The organism is Jannaschia pohangensis, from assembly GCF_900113875.1.
Classification (GTDB): domain Bacteria; phylum Pseudomonadota; class Alphaproteobacteria; order Rhodobacterales; family Rhodobacteraceae; genus Jannaschia; species Jannaschia pohangensis.
Window position 1 is genome coordinate 74,018 of record NZ_FORA01000005.1, and the last position, 19,113, is coordinate 93,130.

A 19,113-nucleotide genomic window follows, 5' to 3' on the forward strand; every position below is an offset into this window, starting at 1 on the left:
CTCAAACGGATCTTCGGATCGGGGGACGGACCGAAGACTGACATGCGGATCGCCAAGGAGATCGAATATCTCGACAAGGTGGAAGCCGACCTGACCGTCAAGACCGTGTCCTACATCCTGACCGGCGAGCCCGCGACGGTGATCGCCAGTCTTGATGCACAATCCCAAGCCATCCTGAAGGCACGGGCCGCCAAGATACAGGGCGGCGGCTACGTGGCGCATTATGGTGATCCCAAGGCCGCTCAGGGCCGGAGGGCCTTCGTGCTGGACGGGGCGCAAAACCTCGACATCGCGGCGCGCTACGTCAAGGTTCTGGCGCTGACCGACTTCTTGAATGTGACGCTTTACGCCGGGGGATCCGACGACATGCCAGACCTGGTAAAGTCGCTGATCCAGACGGTGGGACAGGTCTCGCGGGCCCCCGGCAATATATCGACGACACGGCTGTCGGCGGACGATTTGCTGAAGCTGATCGCGATGCTCGGCGGTCGTCCGGCGGACCTTGTCGATCACGTCATGGGATCGAGTTGGTCGGTGATGACGGCGTTCTTCCGGGACCGTGACGCGCTCGAGCAATTCGCGCTCTCCCTCCCCGCGACCGAGGTCATCGCGGGGCTGACCCGTCACAAGGCCGACACCCTCGCGAACGCCATCAAGGCAATGACCTGGCGCAAGATCGCGTCCGACCCGGCCTATCTCGATTTCCTGCTTGGCGGGCTGGAATCCGGATCGCAAAAGGTCCGCGATGCGGCCCGCGCGGCCCTGCTGACCCAGGATGCGGGCACGGTCACCGACCGCGTGGTGCCGCTGGCGTCTTCGGGCAAGGCCGCCTTGCGCACTTCGGCGGCGCAGATGCTGGGGGAATTGGGAACCGACACGGCGATGGATGCGCTTCGGGCGCGGCGCGAGATCGAGAAGACCCAAGCGGTTCAACTTCTGATCGATCAGTTCCTCGGCACATCTGCGGTCGCCCAAACCGCCGGGGTCGATCCGGCCGTCGGATACATCGCCGCAGACGGCAGCACGGTCGAAATCCCCGCACGCCGCGCATTGCCCAAGGGCGACGGAAAACCCTTCGGCAAGGACGACCTGGCCATCCTGTCGGCCATCGATGCAAAGCTTGAGGCCAGCCAGCGCGAGCACGAGGCGAACCGGGTCAAGGCCGGGCACAAACCCCATGTGGTGCGGCCCGTCAAGCGCGCCAGTGACCTGATCGACGTCTTCAATGGGGAGCGCCCCGTCACGCCCTATGTAAATTCCAAAAATCGGGACGCGGTCCAGATCAGCTATCTGCCGAACGCCTATCACGGCTGGATTTCCGAGGCGCTGTCGCGCGCGCCGACGGACCGAGCGATGCAGATCTGTCTCGCCAGCCTGCACGATTTCGACCGCATCTTCGAACAATGGCAATCGACCCCGATGACCACTTGGATCGGCGACCGGATGCGCGATGCAACCCTGGATCTGCGCGACTTGCTGAATGGCGCGGGCCAGGCTTCGATCCAGTATCGCAGCCGCGACTATCTCATCCCGGTCAAGACCCCGGCGGCGGCCGATTTCGCCCGGGTCTGGATCGGCGGATCGGCGCAGACCGGCAGTTGGACCGCCCAATCCCTGGAACAGAGCTTCGGCAAGGAGCCCTGCTGGCCCGCCATCGCCGAACACCTCGACGTCATCGCCGATGCCCTGCCGCCGCAGAACCTGAATGCGCAGGCCAACGCGGGGGCGATTGCGATGCTGCAACTGCTTCCCGCCCTGCCCGCGCAATTCGTCCAGCCGATCCTCTTCGTGGCCTTGGGCGACAGTCGAGTGGCCCGCGACCGGGCGCGCGCCGTTCTGGCCAAACAGCCGGGTCTGGACGAGGCCATTTCGGAGGCGCTGACCGACAAGCGACAGGCCGTGCGCGCGAACGCCGCATCCTTCCTGGCGCAGCGCGGGGCCAAATCCGCGCTGCCCGCAATCGTCAAGCGCCTGAAGGCCGAGAAATCGGAAACCGCCCGCGCCGCGATGATCTCCGCGGTGGCCGATCTTGGCGGCGACACCACGCCCTACCTGAGCCGCAAGGCACTGGTCGCCGAAGCCGAGAAGCTGGCCACCAAACTGCCCGGCGGCAAGCTCGATTGGCTGCCCCTCGATCAGGCCCCCGGCCTGCGCTGGCGCGATGGGGCCACGGTCGAGCCGGTGGTGATCGACGCCTGGACGAAACTGGCGGTCAAGCTCAAGGCGCCGGGCGACGGGGCGTTGTTCAACCTCTACCTCGACCAACTGGATAAGGGCGACGCAGAGGCCTTTGCGAACTGGTTGCTGACCAGCTGGATCGGCTATGACACCTTCCGCGACTCGCTGGCCGAAATGCGCGCGGCGGTCCTGCCGATGGCGCAGCAATACCAGTCGCAATACACATACTACAAAGACAAGCCGCTCGACGAAATCGTGGCGATGCTGGTCCGCTACCAGATGCAGAGCTATCCCAATTCGGGAAGCGACACCAAGGGTCTGCTGGCGATGACCCATCGCGCGACGCCCGCCGTTATGGCCAGGATCTGCTCGGCCTACCTCAAGGATCACGGCAAGCGCGTCTCGCAGGCCAAGGCCATGATCGAGGTTCTGGCCTCTGCCGGTACGTCCGAGTCGATCCAGGTTCTGGTCGCAACATCCACCCGCTTCAAGCAACGTTCGGTCCGAGAGATGGCCGAAACGCTGGTCACGGCGCTGGCCGAAGATCGCGGCTGGACCGCCGACGAACTGGCCGACAGGTCGATCCCGTCGGGCGGGCTGGAAGACGGCGGCGCGATGGAGCTAGAGGTCGGAGAGGAGCTCAAGACCTATACCATCCGTCTCGACAGCGACCTGGCCGTGCGGATCACCAATCCGGCCGGGAAAGAGGTCAAATCCCTGCCCGCCGGCAAGGATGCCGCCACCAAAGAGGCGAAATCGCTGCTTTCGGGTCTCAAGAAGACCATCAAGACCGTCACCGATCAGCAGCGGATGCGCCTCTACGAAGCGATGATGGCCGGGCGCACCTGGACGCGTGACGACTGGCAGAACGACCTGAACGCGCATCCCATCATGGCGCGTCTGACCGAACGTCTGGTCTGGCGTGCGCTGGCCGAAGACGGCACCCCCATCGCCGCATTTCGCCCCACGCCCGAAGGTGATCTCTTCGATGCGGCGGGCGACGATGTCGACCTTGACGCGGCGGTACGGATCGACCTGGCCCATTCCGCCACCATGGACGCCGAGGCCCGCGCGGCCTGGCTGGAGCATATCAAGGATTTCGAGGTGACGCCGCTGTTCGCGCAGTTGACCCGCCCAGTCCACGACCTGACCCCGGACCAGCGCGCGCTGACCGCCATCACCGACCGCGAAGGCTGGTTGATGGAGGCGCTCAAACTGCGGTCGGCAACCGGCAAGCTGGGCTACGATCGCGGCTCGGTCGAGGATGGCGCGAGCTTTCAGGACTATTCCAAGACCTTCCGCAGCGCGGGCATCGTGGCCGAGCTGCAATTCACCGGCAGCTACGTTCCCGAAGACAACATCCCCGTGGCCATCATGTCGATGCAGTTCCGTCAGAAGGCGCGCATCATGAAACTGGGGGACGTGCCACCGCTGCTGCTGTCGGAATGCTGGAACGACCTGCACGATATCGCCGCCGTCGGATCGTTCGATGCCGATTGGCGCAAGAAAGGTCTCTATACATGACAGAACAGACCCTCCGTCAGGCCGCCGAGACGGATTTCGCCGACCAATTGACGCGTCTTGCCGCGGACGATGGCCCGCGCCCGACGGGGTGGCACCTGACCCCGCGCGCCGTACGGCGCTTCATCACGGGCGATCCATCGCTCGACATCGCGCCCAAGTTCGTGGGCGACGACGCCCTGGTCGACCGCTGCATCGTCTCGCTGATGGGGCGTCAGGGCCTGATGTTGGTGGGGGAGCCGGGGACGGCCAAGTCCCTGCTGTCCGAACTGCTGGCCGCCGCCATCTCGGGGCGGTCCACCAATGTGGTGCAGGGCAGCGCCGGGATCATCGAAGATCACCTGCGCTATGGCTGGAACTATGCCCTGCTGCTGGCCGAAGGGCCGTCGCCGCGCGCCATGGTCCCGTCGCCAGTCCTTCAGGCGATGCAGGCCGGTCAGATCGTCAGGGTCGAGGAGCTGACCCGCTGCGCCCCCGAGGTGCAGGATGTGCTGATCTCCCTGATGTCCGAAAAGACGATCACCGTGCCCGAACTGGGGTCGGACGTCGAATACCGCGCCCGCCCCGGTTTCAACGTGATCGCCACGGCGAACCTGCGCGACCGCGGCGTGCATGACATGTCGTCCGCTCTCAAACGGCGCTTCAACTTCGAGACGGTGCATCCCATCGCCGATGCCGCCTTCGAAAGGGATCTGGTCGCGCGTCAGGTCGCCGAACGCATGGCCGATCACCCGGGCGCGCCCGCTGCCGATACCGACGTGCTCGACCTCCTGGTGACCGTGTTTCGCGATCTGCGGCGCGGGCGGCTGGAAGATGGCACCACCGTTGCGGCCCCCAGGGCGGTAATGTCGACGGCCGAGTCGGTCAATGTGGCCCATGCCGCCTTGCTGGACGCGACCTATCTGGATCAGGGCGCCGTCGCGGGCCGTCATCTGGCGCGGCAGTTGCAGGGCGTGGTCTTCAAGGACGACCCCGAGGACGCGCGCAAGTTCCGCAGCTACATCGACATCGTCGCCCGCGACCGGGCCGGGAAATCCGCAGTCTGGCGCGATTTCTTCAAGGCGGCGCAGGCGGCCCTCGGGCCCCAAGATCCGGCCAAGTGACCGAACCGCTCATCACGCGCGACAGGGCCGAGGCCGAGTTGTTCGGCACGCGGGGAAGCACCTGTCTCTTTGCGCCGATCCGGCATCATTCGCCCGCCTGTGCCTGGATGCTGCGCGCGATGATCCGGGACCATGCGCCCGAGGTCATCCTGATCGAGATGCCCGCCGACCTCGCGGCACATATCCCGCACCTGACCGACCCCGAAACCGTGGCCCCCGTCGCCATCGCCGCCCTTGGGCCCGAGGCAGAGGCCGGGCGGTCCGTGGCCTATTATCCCTTTTCAGACACTTCGCCCGAGTTGATGGCCCTGCGCGAAGCCGCACGCCTTGGGGCAGAAGTGCGGTTCATCGACCTGGCCACTGGCGCGCGCGTCAAGGACGACGCGCGCCCGATCCCGCAACCCGAAGACCCCTTCGACACCGCCGCCTTCATCGCCGCCAGTTGCCAGCGATTGGGCCTGCGCGACGGCAACGAACTCTGGGACCATCTGTTCGAGGTCCGGCTGGGCGAGGACGACTGGCGTCGTTTCTTTGCCGATGTGCATGCCTATTGCCTCGCGATCCGCGAAACCACGCCGAAAGGTCGGATCGACGGCGACGATACGCGTCCGCGCGAAGCCGCCATGCGCGCCCATATCGCCGCCTGCGCGGGCAAGCGCATGGTCGTCGTGACCGGCGGCTTTCACACCCCCGCCCTGATCGGCGAGGGCAGCGATTCAGTCCCTAAACCGGACAAATCATCCGAGTCCTACCTGATTTCCTACGGCGAAGAGGCGCTGGACGCCTTGTCCGGCTATGCCGCCGGCCTGCGCCACCCCGCGTGGTATGCCCGCGCCATGGCCGCCGCCGAGGCGAAGGGTGGGCCGCCCGACTGGGATGCGCTTCTGCTTGAGACGGGCACCGATTTCGCCGCCCACATGAAGGCCGCCAAGCGTCGCATCGCACAGCCGCAACTGGTCGAAATGCTGACCATGGCCAAGGGGCTGGCCGCGATGAAGGGACGGACGGCGACCCTTCTGCCCGATCTGTTCGACGGCGCGCGCACCGCCCTCATCAAGGGGCAGGCGGGCCCGGGCGAGCCGTTCACCGAAGGCCTGCACGCCTTTCTGCGGGGCACGCGGCTTGGCACCGCGCCCCGCGCCGCCGGACGCCCACCCATCGTCGCCGACGCCCGCGACCGGGCCGGTCGCGCCCGGATCGACCTGGATGACAGCACCCGCAAGGCGCGCAAGCTCGACATCCGCCGCAAACCGGCGCATCGCGCCGCGTCTCAATTCCTGCACCAGATGAACCTGCTGGACACAGGCTTTGCCAGTCTGACCAGCGGTCCGGATTTCGTCACCGGCAGTCGCGTCGACCTGCTGTTCGAGGAATGGGACATTGGCTGGTCGCCCTTCGTCGAAGGCCGGCTGATCGACGTGGCCCACCAGGGCGCCACCGTGCCCCAGGCCGCCGGAGCCGTCCTGCTGGCGCGCCGCGCAGCCCTGTTCGAGCAGGGCCGGGGTGACGACATCGCCGCCCTTCTGACACTCGTCATCACGGGGCTTCGCGCCGGGTTGGGCGCGCGCCTGTCGGCCATGGTCGGTGAATTGACCGAGTCCGTCACGAACACGGGCGATCTGGCCGGTCTGGCCGCCATGATCGACCGCCTTCAGGCGGCCGCCGCGCCGGGCGATCCGCTCCACGATGCGGACGCGCCCGACCTGCTGGCGCTGGCCCGGCGCGCCTTCGACCGGCTGGTCTATCTTTGCGCCGACCTGCCCGACCGGCCCGATGACGAATTGGACCCGGCCATTGCGGCCTTGCGCACCTTGGCTGGCGTGCTGCGTGGGCCGAATGCCGACAGGTTCGAGGGGAACCGCTTCGATGCCGCGATGGAAGACATCCTGCAGGCCGAGGATTGCCCGCCGCGCCTGATGGGGGCGGTCATGGGCCTCCTGGTGCGGGCGGGACGGCGCGACGATGGCGATCTCGCCCGGCTGCTTTCGGGCAGCCTGCGCGGCATCGGCGGCACCCCGGACGCCCGCGCAGCCGCTCTGGACGGGCTCTTGACCACGGCACCGATGCTTCTGTGGCAGGCGCGCGCGGTGCTGGAGGCCGCGAATGCCACGCTGATCGCCCTCGACGACGACGGCTTTCTCGCCTTGCTGCCGTCCCTGCGGCGCAGCCTGACCGCGCTCAACCCGCACGAGACGGACCGGCTTGCCGAAGAGCTGACCCTGATCCTGGGCGAGAACACAGCGACCCTTGGGCAAAGGCAGTCGTTCTCCGAAGCCGACCTGCATCGCGGCATGGCGCTGGACCGCGCCCTGGGCGAGGCATTGCGCGTGGACGGTCTGGCATGAGCCGGAGCCCGATCGAACGCTGGCGTCTGATGCTGGGCCGCTATGCCGACCGGCGGATGGGCGGTTGTCTGGGCACGGGCGACCAGCGCCGGGACGCGGCACTCGACTACCTCTATGGCCGCGAATACGGAAAACGCGGGATCGAGACGGGTCCGCGCGAGGCCAGCCTCGACCCCACGCGGATGAAGGCCCTCGACTGGCTGGGCGAGGCCAGGAGCCTGTTCCCCGAGACGGTGTTCGACAAGCTGAAGGCCGATGCGATCGACCGCTACCAGATGACCGACCTTCTGAAGGACCCGAAGGTCTGGGAGGATCTGGAAGCCTCCCCCGCGACCCTGCGCACGCTCCTGTCGTTTCAGGACCGCGCCGACCCGGCCATGCAGGCCGAGCTGCGCCGCATCGCGCAGGCCGTCATCGACGAGATCCTGCAAAAGCTGCGCACGCAGGTCATGCGGTCCCTGACCGGACGGCGCAACCGACACCAACGCTCGCCGATGAAGTCGGCCAACAACTTCGACGCGCGCGCCACCATCCGCGCAAACCTCGCCAATTGGGATGCCGAACGGCAGCGGATCGTGGCCGATCGCCTGCGTTTCATGGCACGTCAGAAGCGGCACCTCGACTGGACCATCATCCTCTGCGTCGACCAGTCGGGGTCGATGACCGAAAGCCTGATCTTCGCGGCACTGATGGCATCCATTCTGGCGGGATTGCCGGGGGTGCGGGTCAAGATGGTCCTGTTTGACACCTCGGTGGTGGATGTGACGGATCAATTGGACGACCCCCTTGCGCTGCTGCTGTCGGTGCAACTGGGCGGGGGCACCGACATCGGCAAGGCACTGGCCTATTGCGAGGGGCTGGTGGAGCAACCGACACGCACTGTCGTCGCTCTGATCTCGGACTTCTACGAAGGGGCCGGACCGCGCCGCCTGCTGGCGACGGTCGCCCGCCTGTCCGAGGCCCGGGTGAAGATGCTGGGCATTGCCGCCCTCGACGATAGCGGGCGCGCCGATTTCGACCGGGTCATGGCGGGCAAGCTGGCCGCCCTGGGCATGGAGGTCGCGGCCCTCACCCCCTCTGCCTTTGCCGATTGGCTGGCCGAGGTGATGGTGTGACGGCGCTCGCCCAGATGCTGGCCACCTGGGACGAGGCCGCGCTGACCGGATTGGTCTCCAAGGGTATCGTGATCCGCGCGGGCAAGGACGCGGCGACGGCCACCATCCGGGATCGCTCCGACGGTGGCGCGACAGTGGTGACGGGGGGCGCGACCGTCAGCGTGACGGCCCCTGACCTGCGCGCGGCGCGCTGCGATTGCGGGACGCCCTTTCCCTGCCGCCATGTGATTGCGGCGGTCATTGCCCTTCGAATGACGGCACCTGCGTCGACCGGCGAACCGTCGCCGTCGGCGACCGAGGTGCCCGACGTAATCGACATCGCGACGCTTCCATTTTCCGACATCAAGACGTTCGCAGGCACCGACTGGAGCCGGGCGCTTGCCCTGACCGGCGAGGCGGCGCAGATCACGGGCGACACCACCCGCGCCGTCACCTTTCCGGAGACCGCAGAGACGGTGACCTTTCCCGTCGGCCTGGGTTTGAAACAGGCTCTCTACAAGGGAAAGAGCGCCAGCCGGACGCGCATGGCCGTCGCCGCCGCAGCCTTGGTTCTGGCCCGCGCAAGCGGGCGCGACCTTCCCGAGGTCACCGTCGAAAATGCGACGGCCCGGGCCGATCCGCAGACACTGGACCGGATCGAAGCGGCCTTGGGAGAAGCGGCGGTCGCCCTGTCCGCCGGGGCCTTGCCCCAGGCTGCGACGCGCCTCTTCACCCTTGCCATCTCGACCCGCGCCGAGGCCGTGCCGCGCCTTGCGGCGGAACTGCGGGGCCTGTCGCGACGGATGACCGACGAGGCCCTGCGCCGGGCAGACGAAACGCCGGAAAAGCTGCTTTTGGCCCTGGGGCGCACCCACGCGCTGACCCGGGCCCTGCGCTTCAACCCCGAGGATCCGGCGCTGGTCGGAACATTGGCGCGCAGCTTTGCGCCCTCGGGTCCGATGGATGTGATCTATCTGGGGAGCGAATCCTGGCGGACGCTCGCAGGGGCGCGCGGCCTCACCTCCGTCTTCGTGAACCCCGCGACCGGCACGATCCACCGCGCCACCGAAGCGCGCGCCGCCGGGACCGATCTGACGTTCGAGCCGCGCCAATCCTGGTCGACGCCGCTCTGGGGTCTGATGCCCCCGTCCCGCATGAAGGGCCGCCTTTTGCATCTGCCGGATGCGGCTTTGGCCCCCGATGGTGGCCTTGGTCTGACCCAGAAAGCCACAGACGCGGGCGAGGGGGGAGAGGTGGCCGGCATCACCAGTTGGGCCGACCTGCGACCCGCCTTCGACGCCCAGATGGGTCGGGGCCTGCGCCAGCGTCCGGGCGAAGCCCTGCTGCTGCTTACGCCAAAGACGACCGACGCGCCGGTCTTCGATCCCTATGCGCAGCGGTGGGTCTGGACCTGGCAGGATGCCGAGGGTGTGGCCGTCGACCTGCGTTTGCCAACCGATATGCTCAGTGACCCACGGCTGCTCGACCCGCTGACCCGGCGCGTGACGCGGGGGCTGGTGGCGCTGGCCCCGGGGGGTGCGATGCGGCTGATGTCCCTCTGGCTTGGGGGTAGCGCGGCCGGACATTACGTCCTGCAGTTCGACACATTGCCCAAACCGGTCGGCTGGACGGCGCTGGTTGACCGGATCCGGGACAAGGTCGCGGCGCCTGCTGCGCGCCCGCCTGCGCCGCCCGACCCGCTCCGTCTGGCGCTGGATCGCGCAGCAGAGGCGGTGCTGGCAAGCCTGACCCGCCCGAACGCGCCTCGCCCCATCGACCAGACCCGCGCCATCGGGTTGGCGCGCATCGCAGAGGGTCTGGACTCGCTGGACGGAACCGCCGCGACGGCCCTTCCCACGGCCTATCTTCTGGCGCTTGCGCAGAATGCCCTCGGCGACCGGGCCTGACCGCGTGCCTATGTGTCGTCGTGCAGGCTGGCCCAGGTCAGGTCGAACCGAGCCAAATACTTGCGAAGCCGGTCCGCGTCGTTCCGACTGGTCCGCGTTTCGCGTGAGGCGGCGAACAGGCGTCGGCCCGCCTCGCTTATCGTGGGGGCGGTGCGACAGATCCGGATCACATGGGCCAGTTGCGGCACGTCGAATGGATCGAGCGTCAGGTCCGTCACCTCGCCGACCAGACGGGCGTCCGGGTCGTTTTCTGCCATGCGCCAGCGTCGGCGCAGCGTCTCCACCTCTTCGTCGACCTGCGCGCGCGTGATCCGTCCACGGGGGGCCAGGGTACAAAGCCGCAGGATCGCTCCGCCGAAATCGCGGAAATTGCCGGGCCAGGGCGTGTCGGGCGCGCGGGCGAACCGGAGCCAGGCGTCGGCGGCATCCGCGTTGAACCCGACTCGCGTGCCCAGAATCTTTTCCGCCCGGGCAAGTTCGAACCGCAGGTTCGCCTCCAGATCCTCGGTCCGGTCGCGGAGTGCCGGCAGGCGGAACGTCCAGAGGTTGAGACGCGACAACAAGTCAAGGCGAAACCGATCCTCGGCCACGAGCGTGGCCAGATCGCGCGAGGCACCGGCGATGACCTGGAAACGGCTGGTGACTTCGGAGTCGGAGCCCAGCGGATAATATCGCCCCGTCTCGAGCGCATGGAGGAGGAGGGCCTGTTCCTCCATCCCCAGCTCATCGATCTCGTCCAGAAAGAGCACGCCGCCATCCGCCTCGCGCAGCAGGCCTGACCGTTCTGTCCCCGGCTGGCCCGTATGACTGCGGCGCTGGCCAAAGAGTGTCGCAATCGCCCCGCCGCCGCGCAGCGTCGCGCAATTGACCTGCACCAGACGGCCCTTCACCCGGCGCCGCTGCAGCTTCAGCTCATAGATGCGCTGCGCCAGTTCCGATTTGCCCGTCCCCGACTCCCCCATCAACAGGATCGGCGCGTCCGAAATGCTGGCCACCTGTTCGATCCGGTCGATCAGGGCGTTATACGCGGGGTTCCGCGTCTCGATCCCTCCCTTCAGCAGATCGCCATATTCGCGCGTCTGCTGATCGAACCTCTGTTGCAGCGCGTCGTATCGGCCAAGGTCCAGGTCGATGAGGTCGAACGTCCCGATCTCCTCGTCCCCGCGCGGCGGGCCGGTCTGGATCAGGGCCGCCGGGATATGGCGCGATTCCGAGAGCAGGAACCAGCAGATCTGCGCCACATGCGTGCCGGTGGTCAGGTGGATGTGATACCGCTCCCGATCCTCGTCAAAGCCGTAGTCCTTGGCGAAGTCGAACAGCTTGGCATAGACCTCCTGCAGGTCCCAGGGGTCGTCCAGATCCATCTGCACCAGCAGGACTTCGGTGTCGGGCGACACACGCTCGATCTCGCGTCGGACATCGTGGGCCAGGCGGCTGAACTTGCGATCATAGAGCAATTCGAACCGATCGACGTGAAACCCCTCGGTCTGGCACAGGCTGATGCTGGGCCGCCACCGCCGCCGCTTTCCCATGTCCAGCTGCGTGCCGAGAAAGCCGAGGACGACGTTGCGCATGATGTGCGATCCTTACGGATAAGTTACGATACTCAGCTATCGTATATGTCACGCCTTCATTCGACAAACCTGAATATTTTCCAACTATAACAGATCTTTACGTCGTTTTCCAGATTTCCTGGGAATCGATCCGGTCCAATGTCAGAAAGCTCTCACCAGAAGAGAAAGACCTGAAGCGACGGATGAATCCGCATCCGAAGACAGACGGCGGACCGGGCCCATTCCCGGTCCGCCGCACCACCCGTCACCCCCAATGGGGAGCACTGACCAAGAGGACGAAATGATGGAAGACCTGACCCTCACACCCGTGACCGGAACCACCCTCAAGGAGTGGGGACATCGCCCCGGGGCGCAGTTCCCCTCCCTGATCGAGCGCGCGAATGCGATGCTCGCCCAAGGCACGGGGCTGGACGATATCCGGCAGACGCTGGCCAGCGAAATCCCGGTGCCGCCCGTTCAGGTCGACCTGCATCCTGCGGGTGCCATCCCCTTCCACGAAAACCTGATCCCCGCCGACGCGGACGAGGAAGGCAACCTCGAGAAGGTCCGCGAGACCATGCGTGCCGTGATGCGCACCCCGACTGTGGTCGGCGGCGCGATCATGCCCGACGCCTGTCCGGCGGGTCCCGTCGGCACCATCCCCGTGGGCGGTGTCGTGGCGGCGCGCAACGCGATCCATCCCGGGATGCATTCCGCCGATATCTGCTGCTCGCTGATGCTGACGGATCTTGGCGATGCCGACCCAGCGACGGTCCTGGATGCCGCCGCGTCAGTCACGCATTTCGGCCCCGGCGGGCGGGCGCAGGGCAAACGGTTCACCGTGTCGCTCGACCTGCTGGATGCATTCCGGGCGAACCCCTTCCTGAGCGACGCGAAGACGATCCGCGCCGCGCAGGAGCACATGGGGACGCAGGGCGATGGCAACCATTTCCTGTTCGTCGGGCGGTCGCGCGCGACGGGTCGGACCACGTTGATCACGCATCACGGCTCTCGCGGGCCGGGGGCGAAGCTCTACAAGGCCGGCATGGAAGTGGCAGAGGCGCATCGCAAGCTTCATTCACCGCAGACGCTCAAGCAGAACGCCTGGATTCCCGCCGACAGCGCGGAAGGTCAGGCCTATTGGGAGGCGCTGCAGCTGATCCGCAAGTGGACCAAGACCAACCACAACTCCATCCATCAGGCGACGATGGAGGCGGCGCGGGCGTCGGCAGGCGAGCGGTTCTGGAACGAGCATAACTTCGTCTTCCGGCGGGGCGACATCTATCTGCACGGCAAGGGGGCAACCCCGGCCTGGGACGGGTTCGCGCCGGATGCCGATGCGCAGGGACGCACCATCATTCCGCTCAACATGGCGGAGCCGGTGCTGATCGTGCGCGGATCGGATGCGGACCATGCCCTGGGGTTCAGCCCGCACGGGGCCGGGCGCAACTGGTCCCGGACGGAGCATATGCGCAGGCTCGGGTCGAAGACGGCGAATGAAGCCCTGCTGGAGGAGACCGTCGGACTCGACGTCCGCTTCGCCAGCGGCAAGGTCGATGCTTCCGAGTTGCCGTCGAGCTACAAGCCGGCTTCGGCTGTGGCGGAGCAGATCGGCTCCTTCGGTCTGGCCGAAGTGGTCGACCACATCGACCCCTACGGCTGCATCATGGCCGGTGAGCTGCCGCGCTTCACCCGCAAGACGCGCGGGCGCAGATGACACCCGACGATCCCGCCACAATCGGCGGGGTCGTCGAATTGCGTCGGAGCGGCTGAAAACCGACGAAGCCATGGTCGAATGCCGGACAACTGCACAATATTTGGGCGTTCCGGTCGGATGCCGGACTGTGCGGCGGGAATCCGTTGACTCTCGCCCCCGTGGATTGAACCAATAGGTAATTGGTTCACCATCGCGGAAGGCCCGAGATTGACCGAGTCGCCTCCTCTCTTGATGTTGCGGAATTTCAGCCTGCGCTTTCGCGGCCAGGGGGCCTGTGTCGTGGAGAACGTCGACCTCGACGTGGCGGCGGGTGAAATCCTCTGCATCGTGGGCGAATCCGGATGCGGCAAGAGCGTGACCGCCATGGCGTTGATGGGGCTTCTGCCCTCGGACACGGCCCGCATTCCCGACGGATCGATGACATTTGACGGGCGAACCTTCGATCTGACGACCGAAGGCATCCCGTCCGACATGCGTGGCAGCGACATGGCCATGATCTTTCAGGAACCGATGACATCCCTCAATCCGGCGTTCCGGATCGGCGACCAGATCGCGGAATCGGTGGAACGTCACAAGGGATGCAGCCGCGCCGACGCCCGCGCCCGCGCGCTCGAGATGCTGCGCCGGGTGGGCCTGCCGTCGCCCGAGCAACGCCTCGACCAGTATCCGCACCAATTGTCCGGTGGTCAGCGTCAGCGCGTGATGATCGCCATGGCCCTGGCCAACGACCCCCGCCTTTTGATCGCGGATGAGCCGACGACCGCATTGGACGTGACCATTCAGGCCCAGATCCTGGAGCTGATTCGCGACCTGCAACGCGACACCGGCATGGGCACGATCATGATCACCCACGATCTTGGCGTCGTGGCCGAAGTCGCCGACACCGTGGCCGTCATGTACGGCGGCCAGATCGTCGAGACCGGCCCCGTGGCCGAGGTCTTCGAGAACCCCCAGCATCCCTATACCATCGGCCTGATGGCCTCCGTTCCCCGCCTGACCGGCCCACGCGCCCGGTTGACCACGATCCCGGGGACCGTGCCGACGACCGACGCGATGGCCGAAGGTTGCCGGTTCCGCACGCGCTGCGCCTTTGCGGCCCCCCTCTGCGCCACCCGTCCGGCGCCCACGCGTCTGACCGGGGGCCATGCCGTCGCCTGTCACTTCGCGCCTTTGGAACAGCATCTGGCGGTGGCGGGATGAAACCGATCCTCGAAGCGCAGAACGTCACCAAGCATTTCCCGACCGGCGGGGGCCTGTTTCAGAAAAAGGGTCTGGTCAAGGCGGTCGACGGCGTTTCCCTGTCGATCACCCCCGGCGAGACCTTTGCCATCGTGGGCGAATCCGGCTGCGGAAAATCGACCCTCGCCCGCCTTCTGATGCGCCTGATCGATGCGACGACCGGCGATGTGGTGTTTGATGGCAAGCAGGTGACGACGGCGCGCGGCAAGGCCCTGTCGGACCTGCGGCGCGACGTGCAGTTCATCTTTCAGGACCCGTTCTCGTCGCTGAATCCCCGCATGTCGGTCGGACGGCTGGTCGGTGAACCACTCGAAGTCCACGCCCCCGACCTGTCGAAATCCGAGCGGCAGGCGAAGGTTTCGGCGCTTCTGGCCCAGGTCGGATTGCGCCCGGAACATGCCGACCGCTATCCGCACGAATTCTCGGGCGGCCAGCGACAGCGGATCGGAATCGCCCGCGCGCTGGCCTCCGGGCCCCGGCTCATCATTGGGGACGAACCGGTGTCGGCGCTGGATGTCTCGGTCCAGGCGCAGGTGGTGAACCTTTTGGGTGACCTCGGCCGTGACCTGGGCCTGACCCTGATCCTGATCGCCCATGACCTCGCCGTGATCCGGCACATGTCGGACCGCGTGGCCGTCATGTATCTGGGCAAGATCGTGGAGCAGGGGACAACCGACGACCTGTTCGAGCGACCACGCCACCCCTATACCCGCGCGCTTCTCGACGCGATCCCGGACCCGGACGACCGCGGAAGCGCCAGCCGCGCGCGGATCGAGGGCGAGATGCCCAGTCCGTTGAACCCGCCCCCCGGCTGTGCCTTTCACACCCGTTGCCCGCACGCGACTGACCTGTGCCGCACGAAGGTGCCGATGCCCCAGACGACACCGGACGGGCACATGACAGCCTGCCACCACTGGCAGGACCTTGGCCTGACCCCCCGTCAGACGACCGCAAGCAGCCGAAGCCCCGCGACGCAAGCGCGGCTGGAGCTTTATCGAAAGGCGACGGAGGGGGCGAAGATCATCCCCGTCGCATCCAAGACCCCCGACAGAGAGGAACTCACATGAAATACCTGACCCTCACCACTGCCGCGCTCGCCCTGATGGCGACGGGTGCCATGGCGCAAGACCTGCGCATCGGCCTGCAGGAGGACCCGGACGTCCTCGACCCCGACCAGTCGCGCACCTTCGTCGGCCGGATCGTCTATACCGCGCTCTGCGACAAGCTGGTGGACATCACGCCCGACCTGGAGATCATTCCGCAACTCGCCACCGAATGGACGGTGGCCGAGGATGGCATGTCCATCGACATGACCCTGCGCGAAGGCGTCGTCTTCCATGACGGCACCCCTTTCAATGCGCAGGCTGCGGCCGACAACATCTCGCGCTCGCAGACGCTGGAGGAAAGCCGCCGCAAGTCGGAACTGGCCTCCATCGCCTCGGTCGAGGTGACCGGAGACTATACTCTGACTCTGAACCTTACGGCCCCGGATGCGACCGTGATGGCGCAGCTGGCCGACCGGGCCGGCATGATGATCTCGCCCACGGCCGCGACCGAGGCCGGGACGGACTTCGGCGCAAACCCGATCTGCTCGGGCCCGTTCCGATTTGTCGAGCGGATCGCGCAGGACCGCATCGTGCTGGAGAAATTCGCCGACTACTGGAACGCGGAGGCGATCAACTTCGATACGGTCACCTATCTGCCGATCCCCGACACTACCGTGCGTCTCGCGAACCTCCAGTCCGGCGACCTCGACATGATCGAGCGCCTGTCGGCGACCGACCTCGCGCAGGCCGAGGCGGACGAGGACATCATCGTCGAACGGGCGACGTCGCTCGGCTATGACGGGATGACGTTCAACGTCGGCAACGGCGACAGGGCCGACAACCCGTTCGGTACCGACGGCAAGCTGCTGCGCCAGGCGCTGAGCCTGTCCATCGACCGCCAGGCGCTGAGCCAGGTGGTGTTCGACGGCGTGACCACGCCGGGCAACCAGCAGTATTCGCCCGGCTCGAACTTCTATGCCGCCGCCTACCCGGTGCCGACCCGCGACATCGAGGCCGCGAAGGCCCTGCTGGCCGAAGCCGGTTTCGCCGACGGGGTCGACATCGAGGTGCAGGCCCCGAACGACACGGACAGCCAGCAGGTGATGCAGGTGATCCAGGCCATGGTCGCCGAGGCGGGGATCAACCTGACGATCACCTCGAAGGAGTTCGCGACCATGCTGGCCGACCAGTCGGCGGGCAGCTACACCGCATCGCTGGTCGGCTGGTCCGGCCGGGTCGACCCGGACGGCAACATACACCAGTTCGTGACCACGGACGGCGGCATCAACGACTCGGGCTATTCCAACGCCGAGGTCGACCGCTTGCTGAACGCCGCCCGCCAGACCAACGACACGGCCGAGCGCAAGGCGCTCTATGCCGAGGCGCAAAGCATCCTGAGTGAGGACCTGCCCATCGTCTACCTGTGGCATGACACCTGGCTCTGGGCGCTCGACAGCGCGATCGAAGGCTTTGTGCCCTATCCCGACGGCATGATCCGCCTCAAAGGCGTCTCGAAGTCCGAGTGACGTGACCCCCGGTCCGCCCCCGATCGCGGGGCGGGCCATCCCCGCAATTGACCCAGGCAAGGGCCTCCCATGCTCGCTTTCTTCCTGCGCCGTGTCGCCATCGCGATCCCGACGATCCTGCTGATCTCGGTCTTCGTCTTCGCGTTGCAGAAACTACTGCCCGGCGATCCGCTGCTGGTGCTGGCGGGCGAGGAGCGCGACCCCGAGGTGCTGGAATTCCTGCGCGAGAAGTATCGCCTGAACGACCCGATCCCGATCCAGTACCTGACCTGGATCGGCAATGCCCTGACCGGCGACCTCGGCACATCGTTCCGCACCAATCAGCCGGTGACGCAACTCATCGCCCAGAAACTGCCCGTCACGCTGCAACTGGCGGTGATGTCCCTCATCTTCGCCATCGCCATCGGCATCCCGGCGGGCATTGTCTCGGCCTATCGCAAGGGCACGGTGACCGACTACATCGCCAACGTTGTCGCCCTGTCGGGCCTGTCGATCCCGAACTTCTGGCTGGGGATCATGCTGATCCTGCTGGTGTCGGTGAAATGGCAACTGCTGCCCGCGTCGGGCTATGTCCCCCCGGGCGAGGATTTCTGGCTCTCGATCAAGACCATGCTGATGCCCGCCTTCGTCCTTGGCACGGCGCTGGCCGCGACGCTGATGCGGCACACGCGGTCGGCCATGCTGGGTGTGCTGACCTCCGACTACGTCCGCACCGCCCGGGCCAAGGGCCTGTCCGAACGGAAGGTCGTGCTGAAACACGCCTTCCGCAACGCGCTGACCCCCATTGTCACACTGACAGCCCTCCTCTTCGGCGAACTCATCGCCGGGGCGGTCCTGACCGAACAGATCTTCACCATTCCGGGTTTCGGCAAACTGGTCGTTGATGCGGTCTTCAACCGGGACTACGCCGTGGTGCAGGGTATCGTTCTGGTCACCGCCGTGGGCTTCATCGTCATGAACCTGCTGGCGGACATGGCCTATTTCCTGCTCAACCCCCGCCTGAGGAGCGCCTGATGGTCGCCGCCGATCCCGCCCTCGACCTGCCCAAGCCGGAAAACCGGGTCTGGAAGAAATTCCGCAGCCACAAATCGGCCATGCTGGGCGGCATCCTCGTGGTGTTCTTCGTGGCCATCGCCCTTCTGGCCCCGATCCTGCCGATCCCCGATCCGGCGGCCACCGACTGGAGCCTGGTGCGCAAGGCGCCCTCGGCGGCGCATTGGATGGGAACCGACGAAATCGGACGCGACATGCTGTCCCGGATGATCTGGGGCGCGCAGGCGTCGCTGCTGGCGGGCGTCATCTCGGTCGGCATCGCGGTCGCCATCGGCGTGCCGCTTGGGGTCGTGGCGGGCTATTTCGGCGGCTGGACCGACGCCGTTATTTCCCGCTGCACCGAGGCGCTGCTGGCGGCCCCCTTCCTGATCCTGGCCATCGCGCTTGCCGCCTTCCTTGGGCCAAGCCTGACCAATGCGATGATCGCCATCGGCATTTCGGCCACGCCGGTCTTCATCCGCCTGACACGGGGCCAAGTCATCAACATCAAGGTGGAGGATTACGTCGACAGCGCCCGCGCCATCGGCCTGCCCACCCGGTTGATCCTGTCGCGCTACATCCTGCCCAACGTGCTGCCGCCGATCCTGGTGCAGGCGACGCTGACCATCGCCACCGCCATCATCGCCGAGGCGTCGCTGTCGTTCCTGGGCCTCGGCCAGCAACCCCCCGCGCCGTCCTGGGGGTCCATGCTGAACACCGCCAAGAACTTCCTCAATCAGGCGCCGTGGATGGCGCTCTGGCCCGGCATCTCCATCTTCCTTGTGGTGCTTGGCTTCAACCTTTTGGGCGACGGTCTGCGCGACGCCCTCGACCCCCGCGAACATTGAAGGG

12 protein-coding genes are annotated in these 19,113 nt (G+C 66.6%); 11 read left to right on the top strand and 1 reads right to left on the bottom strand.

All coding sequences use genetic code 11. The features are described from left to right. Nucleotides 1-42: 42 nt before the first annotated feature. From BM002_RS15950 to BM002_RS15970, 5 genes are read left to right on the top strand one after another with little or no spacing between them, the layout of a single operon-like run. Nucleotides 43-3,702, top strand: a complete 3,660-nt coding sequence (locus BM002_RS15950) for a DUF4132 domain-containing protein (protein ID WP_175484935.1) — start codon at nt 43-45, stop codon at nt 3,700-3,702. Then, nucleotides 3,699-4,802: an AAA family ATPase gene (locus BM002_RS15955; RefSeq protein ID WP_092783521.1), complete on the top strand. Its 1,104-nt coding sequence runs from the start codon at nt 3,699-3,701 to the stop codon at nt 4,800-4,802. Before BM002_RS15950 ends, BM002_RS15955 begins: the two co-directional genes overlap by 4 nt. Continuing rightward, nucleotides 4,799-7,147 (top strand): DUF5682 family protein, encoded by a 2,349-nt coding sequence (locus BM002_RS15960; RefSeq protein WP_092783524.1) that lies wholly within the window; start codon nt 4,799-4,801, stop codon nt 7,145-7,147. Before BM002_RS15955 ends, BM002_RS15960 begins: the two co-directional genes overlap by 4 nt. After that, entirely contained in the window at nt 7,144-8,262 is a 1,119-nt protein-coding gene (locus tag BM002_RS15965) for a VWA domain-containing protein (RefSeq protein WP_092783527.1), read from the top strand. The genes BM002_RS15960 and BM002_RS15965 overlap by 4 nt, the downstream gene beginning before the upstream one ends. Beyond that, on the top strand, nt 8,259-10,148 hold the full coding sequence (locus tag BM002_RS15970; protein WP_092783530.1) for an SWIM zinc finger family protein: 1,890 nt from the start codon (nt 8,259-8,261) through the stop codon (nt 10,146-10,148). Before BM002_RS15965 ends, BM002_RS15970 begins: the two co-directional genes overlap by 4 nt. A gap of 8 nt (nt 10,149-10,156) precedes the next feature. Here BM002_RS15970 and rtcR read toward each other — a convergent pair whose 3' ends face one another. Further along, nucleotides 10,157-11,722 carry an RNA repair transcriptional activator RtcR gene (gene rtcR / locus BM002_RS15975; RefSeq protein WP_092783533.1) on the bottom strand — a complete coding sequence of 522 codons (1,566 nt, stop codon included), beginning with the start codon at nt 11,720-11,722 and terminating at the stop codon, nt 10,157-10,159. Nucleotides 11,723-12,005: 283 nt separating this feature from the next. On the opposite strand from rtcR, the gene BM002_RS15980 reads away from it, so the two are divergent. From BM002_RS15980 to BM002_RS16005, 6 genes are all read left to right on the top strand, one after another. Next, nucleotides 12,006-13,418 (top strand): RtcB family protein, encoded by a 1,413-nt coding sequence (locus BM002_RS15980; RefSeq protein ID WP_245749294.1) that lies wholly within the window; start codon nt 12,006-12,008, stop codon nt 13,416-13,418. A gap of 231 nt (nt 13,419-13,649) precedes the next feature. Further along, nucleotides 13,650-14,618, top strand: a complete 969-nt coding sequence (locus BM002_RS15985) for an ABC transporter ATP-binding protein (protein WP_092783949.1) — start codon at nt 13,650-13,652, stop codon at nt 14,616-14,618. Further along, nucleotides 14,615-15,724 carry an ABC transporter ATP-binding protein gene (locus tag BM002_RS15990; protein WP_092783536.1) on the top strand — a complete coding sequence of 370 codons (1,110 nt, stop codon included), beginning with the start codon at nt 14,615-14,617 and terminating at the stop codon, nt 15,722-15,724. The genes BM002_RS15985 and BM002_RS15990 overlap by 4 nt, the downstream gene beginning before the upstream one ends. Continuing rightward, on the top strand, nt 15,721-17,229 hold the full coding sequence (locus BM002_RS15995) for an ABC transporter substrate-binding protein (RefSeq protein WP_092783539.1): 1,509 nt from the start codon (nt 15,721-15,723) through the stop codon (nt 17,227-17,229). The genes BM002_RS15990 and BM002_RS15995 overlap by 4 nt, the downstream gene beginning before the upstream one ends. Nucleotides 17,230-17,298: 69 nt before the next feature. Next, nucleotides 17,299-18,243, top strand: a complete 945-nt coding sequence (locus BM002_RS16000) for an ABC transporter permease (RefSeq protein WP_092783542.1) — start codon at nt 17,299-17,301, stop codon at nt 18,241-18,243. Beyond that, entirely contained in the window at nt 18,243-19,109 is an 867-nt protein-coding gene (locus BM002_RS16005) for an ABC transporter permease (protein WP_092783544.1), read from the top strand. The genes BM002_RS16000 and BM002_RS16005 overlap by 1 nt, the downstream gene beginning before the upstream one ends. Nucleotides 19,110-19,113 lie beyond the last annotated feature (4 nt).

What these genes read in the sequence shown, in the direction of transcription:
- BM002_RS16005 (WP_092783544.1), top strand. Translation starts at nt 18,243, where the DNA reads ATGGTCGCCGCCGATCCCGCCCTCGACCTGCCCAAGCCGGAAAACCGG.
- BM002_RS15985 (WP_092783949.1), top strand. Translation starts at nt 13,650, where the DNA reads ATGTTGCGGAATTTCAGCCTGCGCTTTCGCGGCCAGGGGGCCTGTGTC.
- rtcR (WP_092783533.1), bottom strand. Translation starts at nt 11,722, where the DNA reads ATGCGCAACGTCGTCCTCGGCTTTCTCGGCACGCAGCTGGACATGGGA.
- BM002_RS16000 (WP_092783542.1), top strand. Translation starts at nt 17,299, where the DNA reads ATGCTCGCTTTCTTCCTGCGCCGTGTCGCCATCGCGATCCCGACGATC.
- BM002_RS15950 (WP_175484935.1), top strand. Translation starts at nt 43, where the DNA reads ATGCGGATCGCCAAGGAGATCGAATATCTCGACAAGGTGGAAGCCGAC.
- BM002_RS15965 (WP_092783527.1), top strand. Translation starts at nt 7,144, where the DNA reads ATGAGCCGGAGCCCGATCGAACGCTGGCGTCTGATGCTGGGCCGCTAT.
- BM002_RS15955 (WP_092783521.1), top strand. Translation starts at nt 3,699, where the DNA reads ATGACAGAACAGACCCTCCGTCAGGCCGCCGAGACGGATTTCGCCGAC.
- BM002_RS15995 (WP_092783539.1), top strand. Translation starts at nt 15,721, where the DNA reads ATGAAATACCTGACCCTCACCACTGCCGCGCTCGCCCTGATGGCGACG.
- BM002_RS15990 (WP_092783536.1), top strand. Translation starts at nt 14,615, where the DNA reads ATGAAACCGATCCTCGAAGCGCAGAACGTCACCAAGCATTTCCCGACC.
- BM002_RS15980 (WP_245749294.1), top strand. Translation starts at nt 12,006, where the DNA reads ATGGAAGACCTGACCCTCACACCCGTGACCGGAACCACCCTCAAGGAG.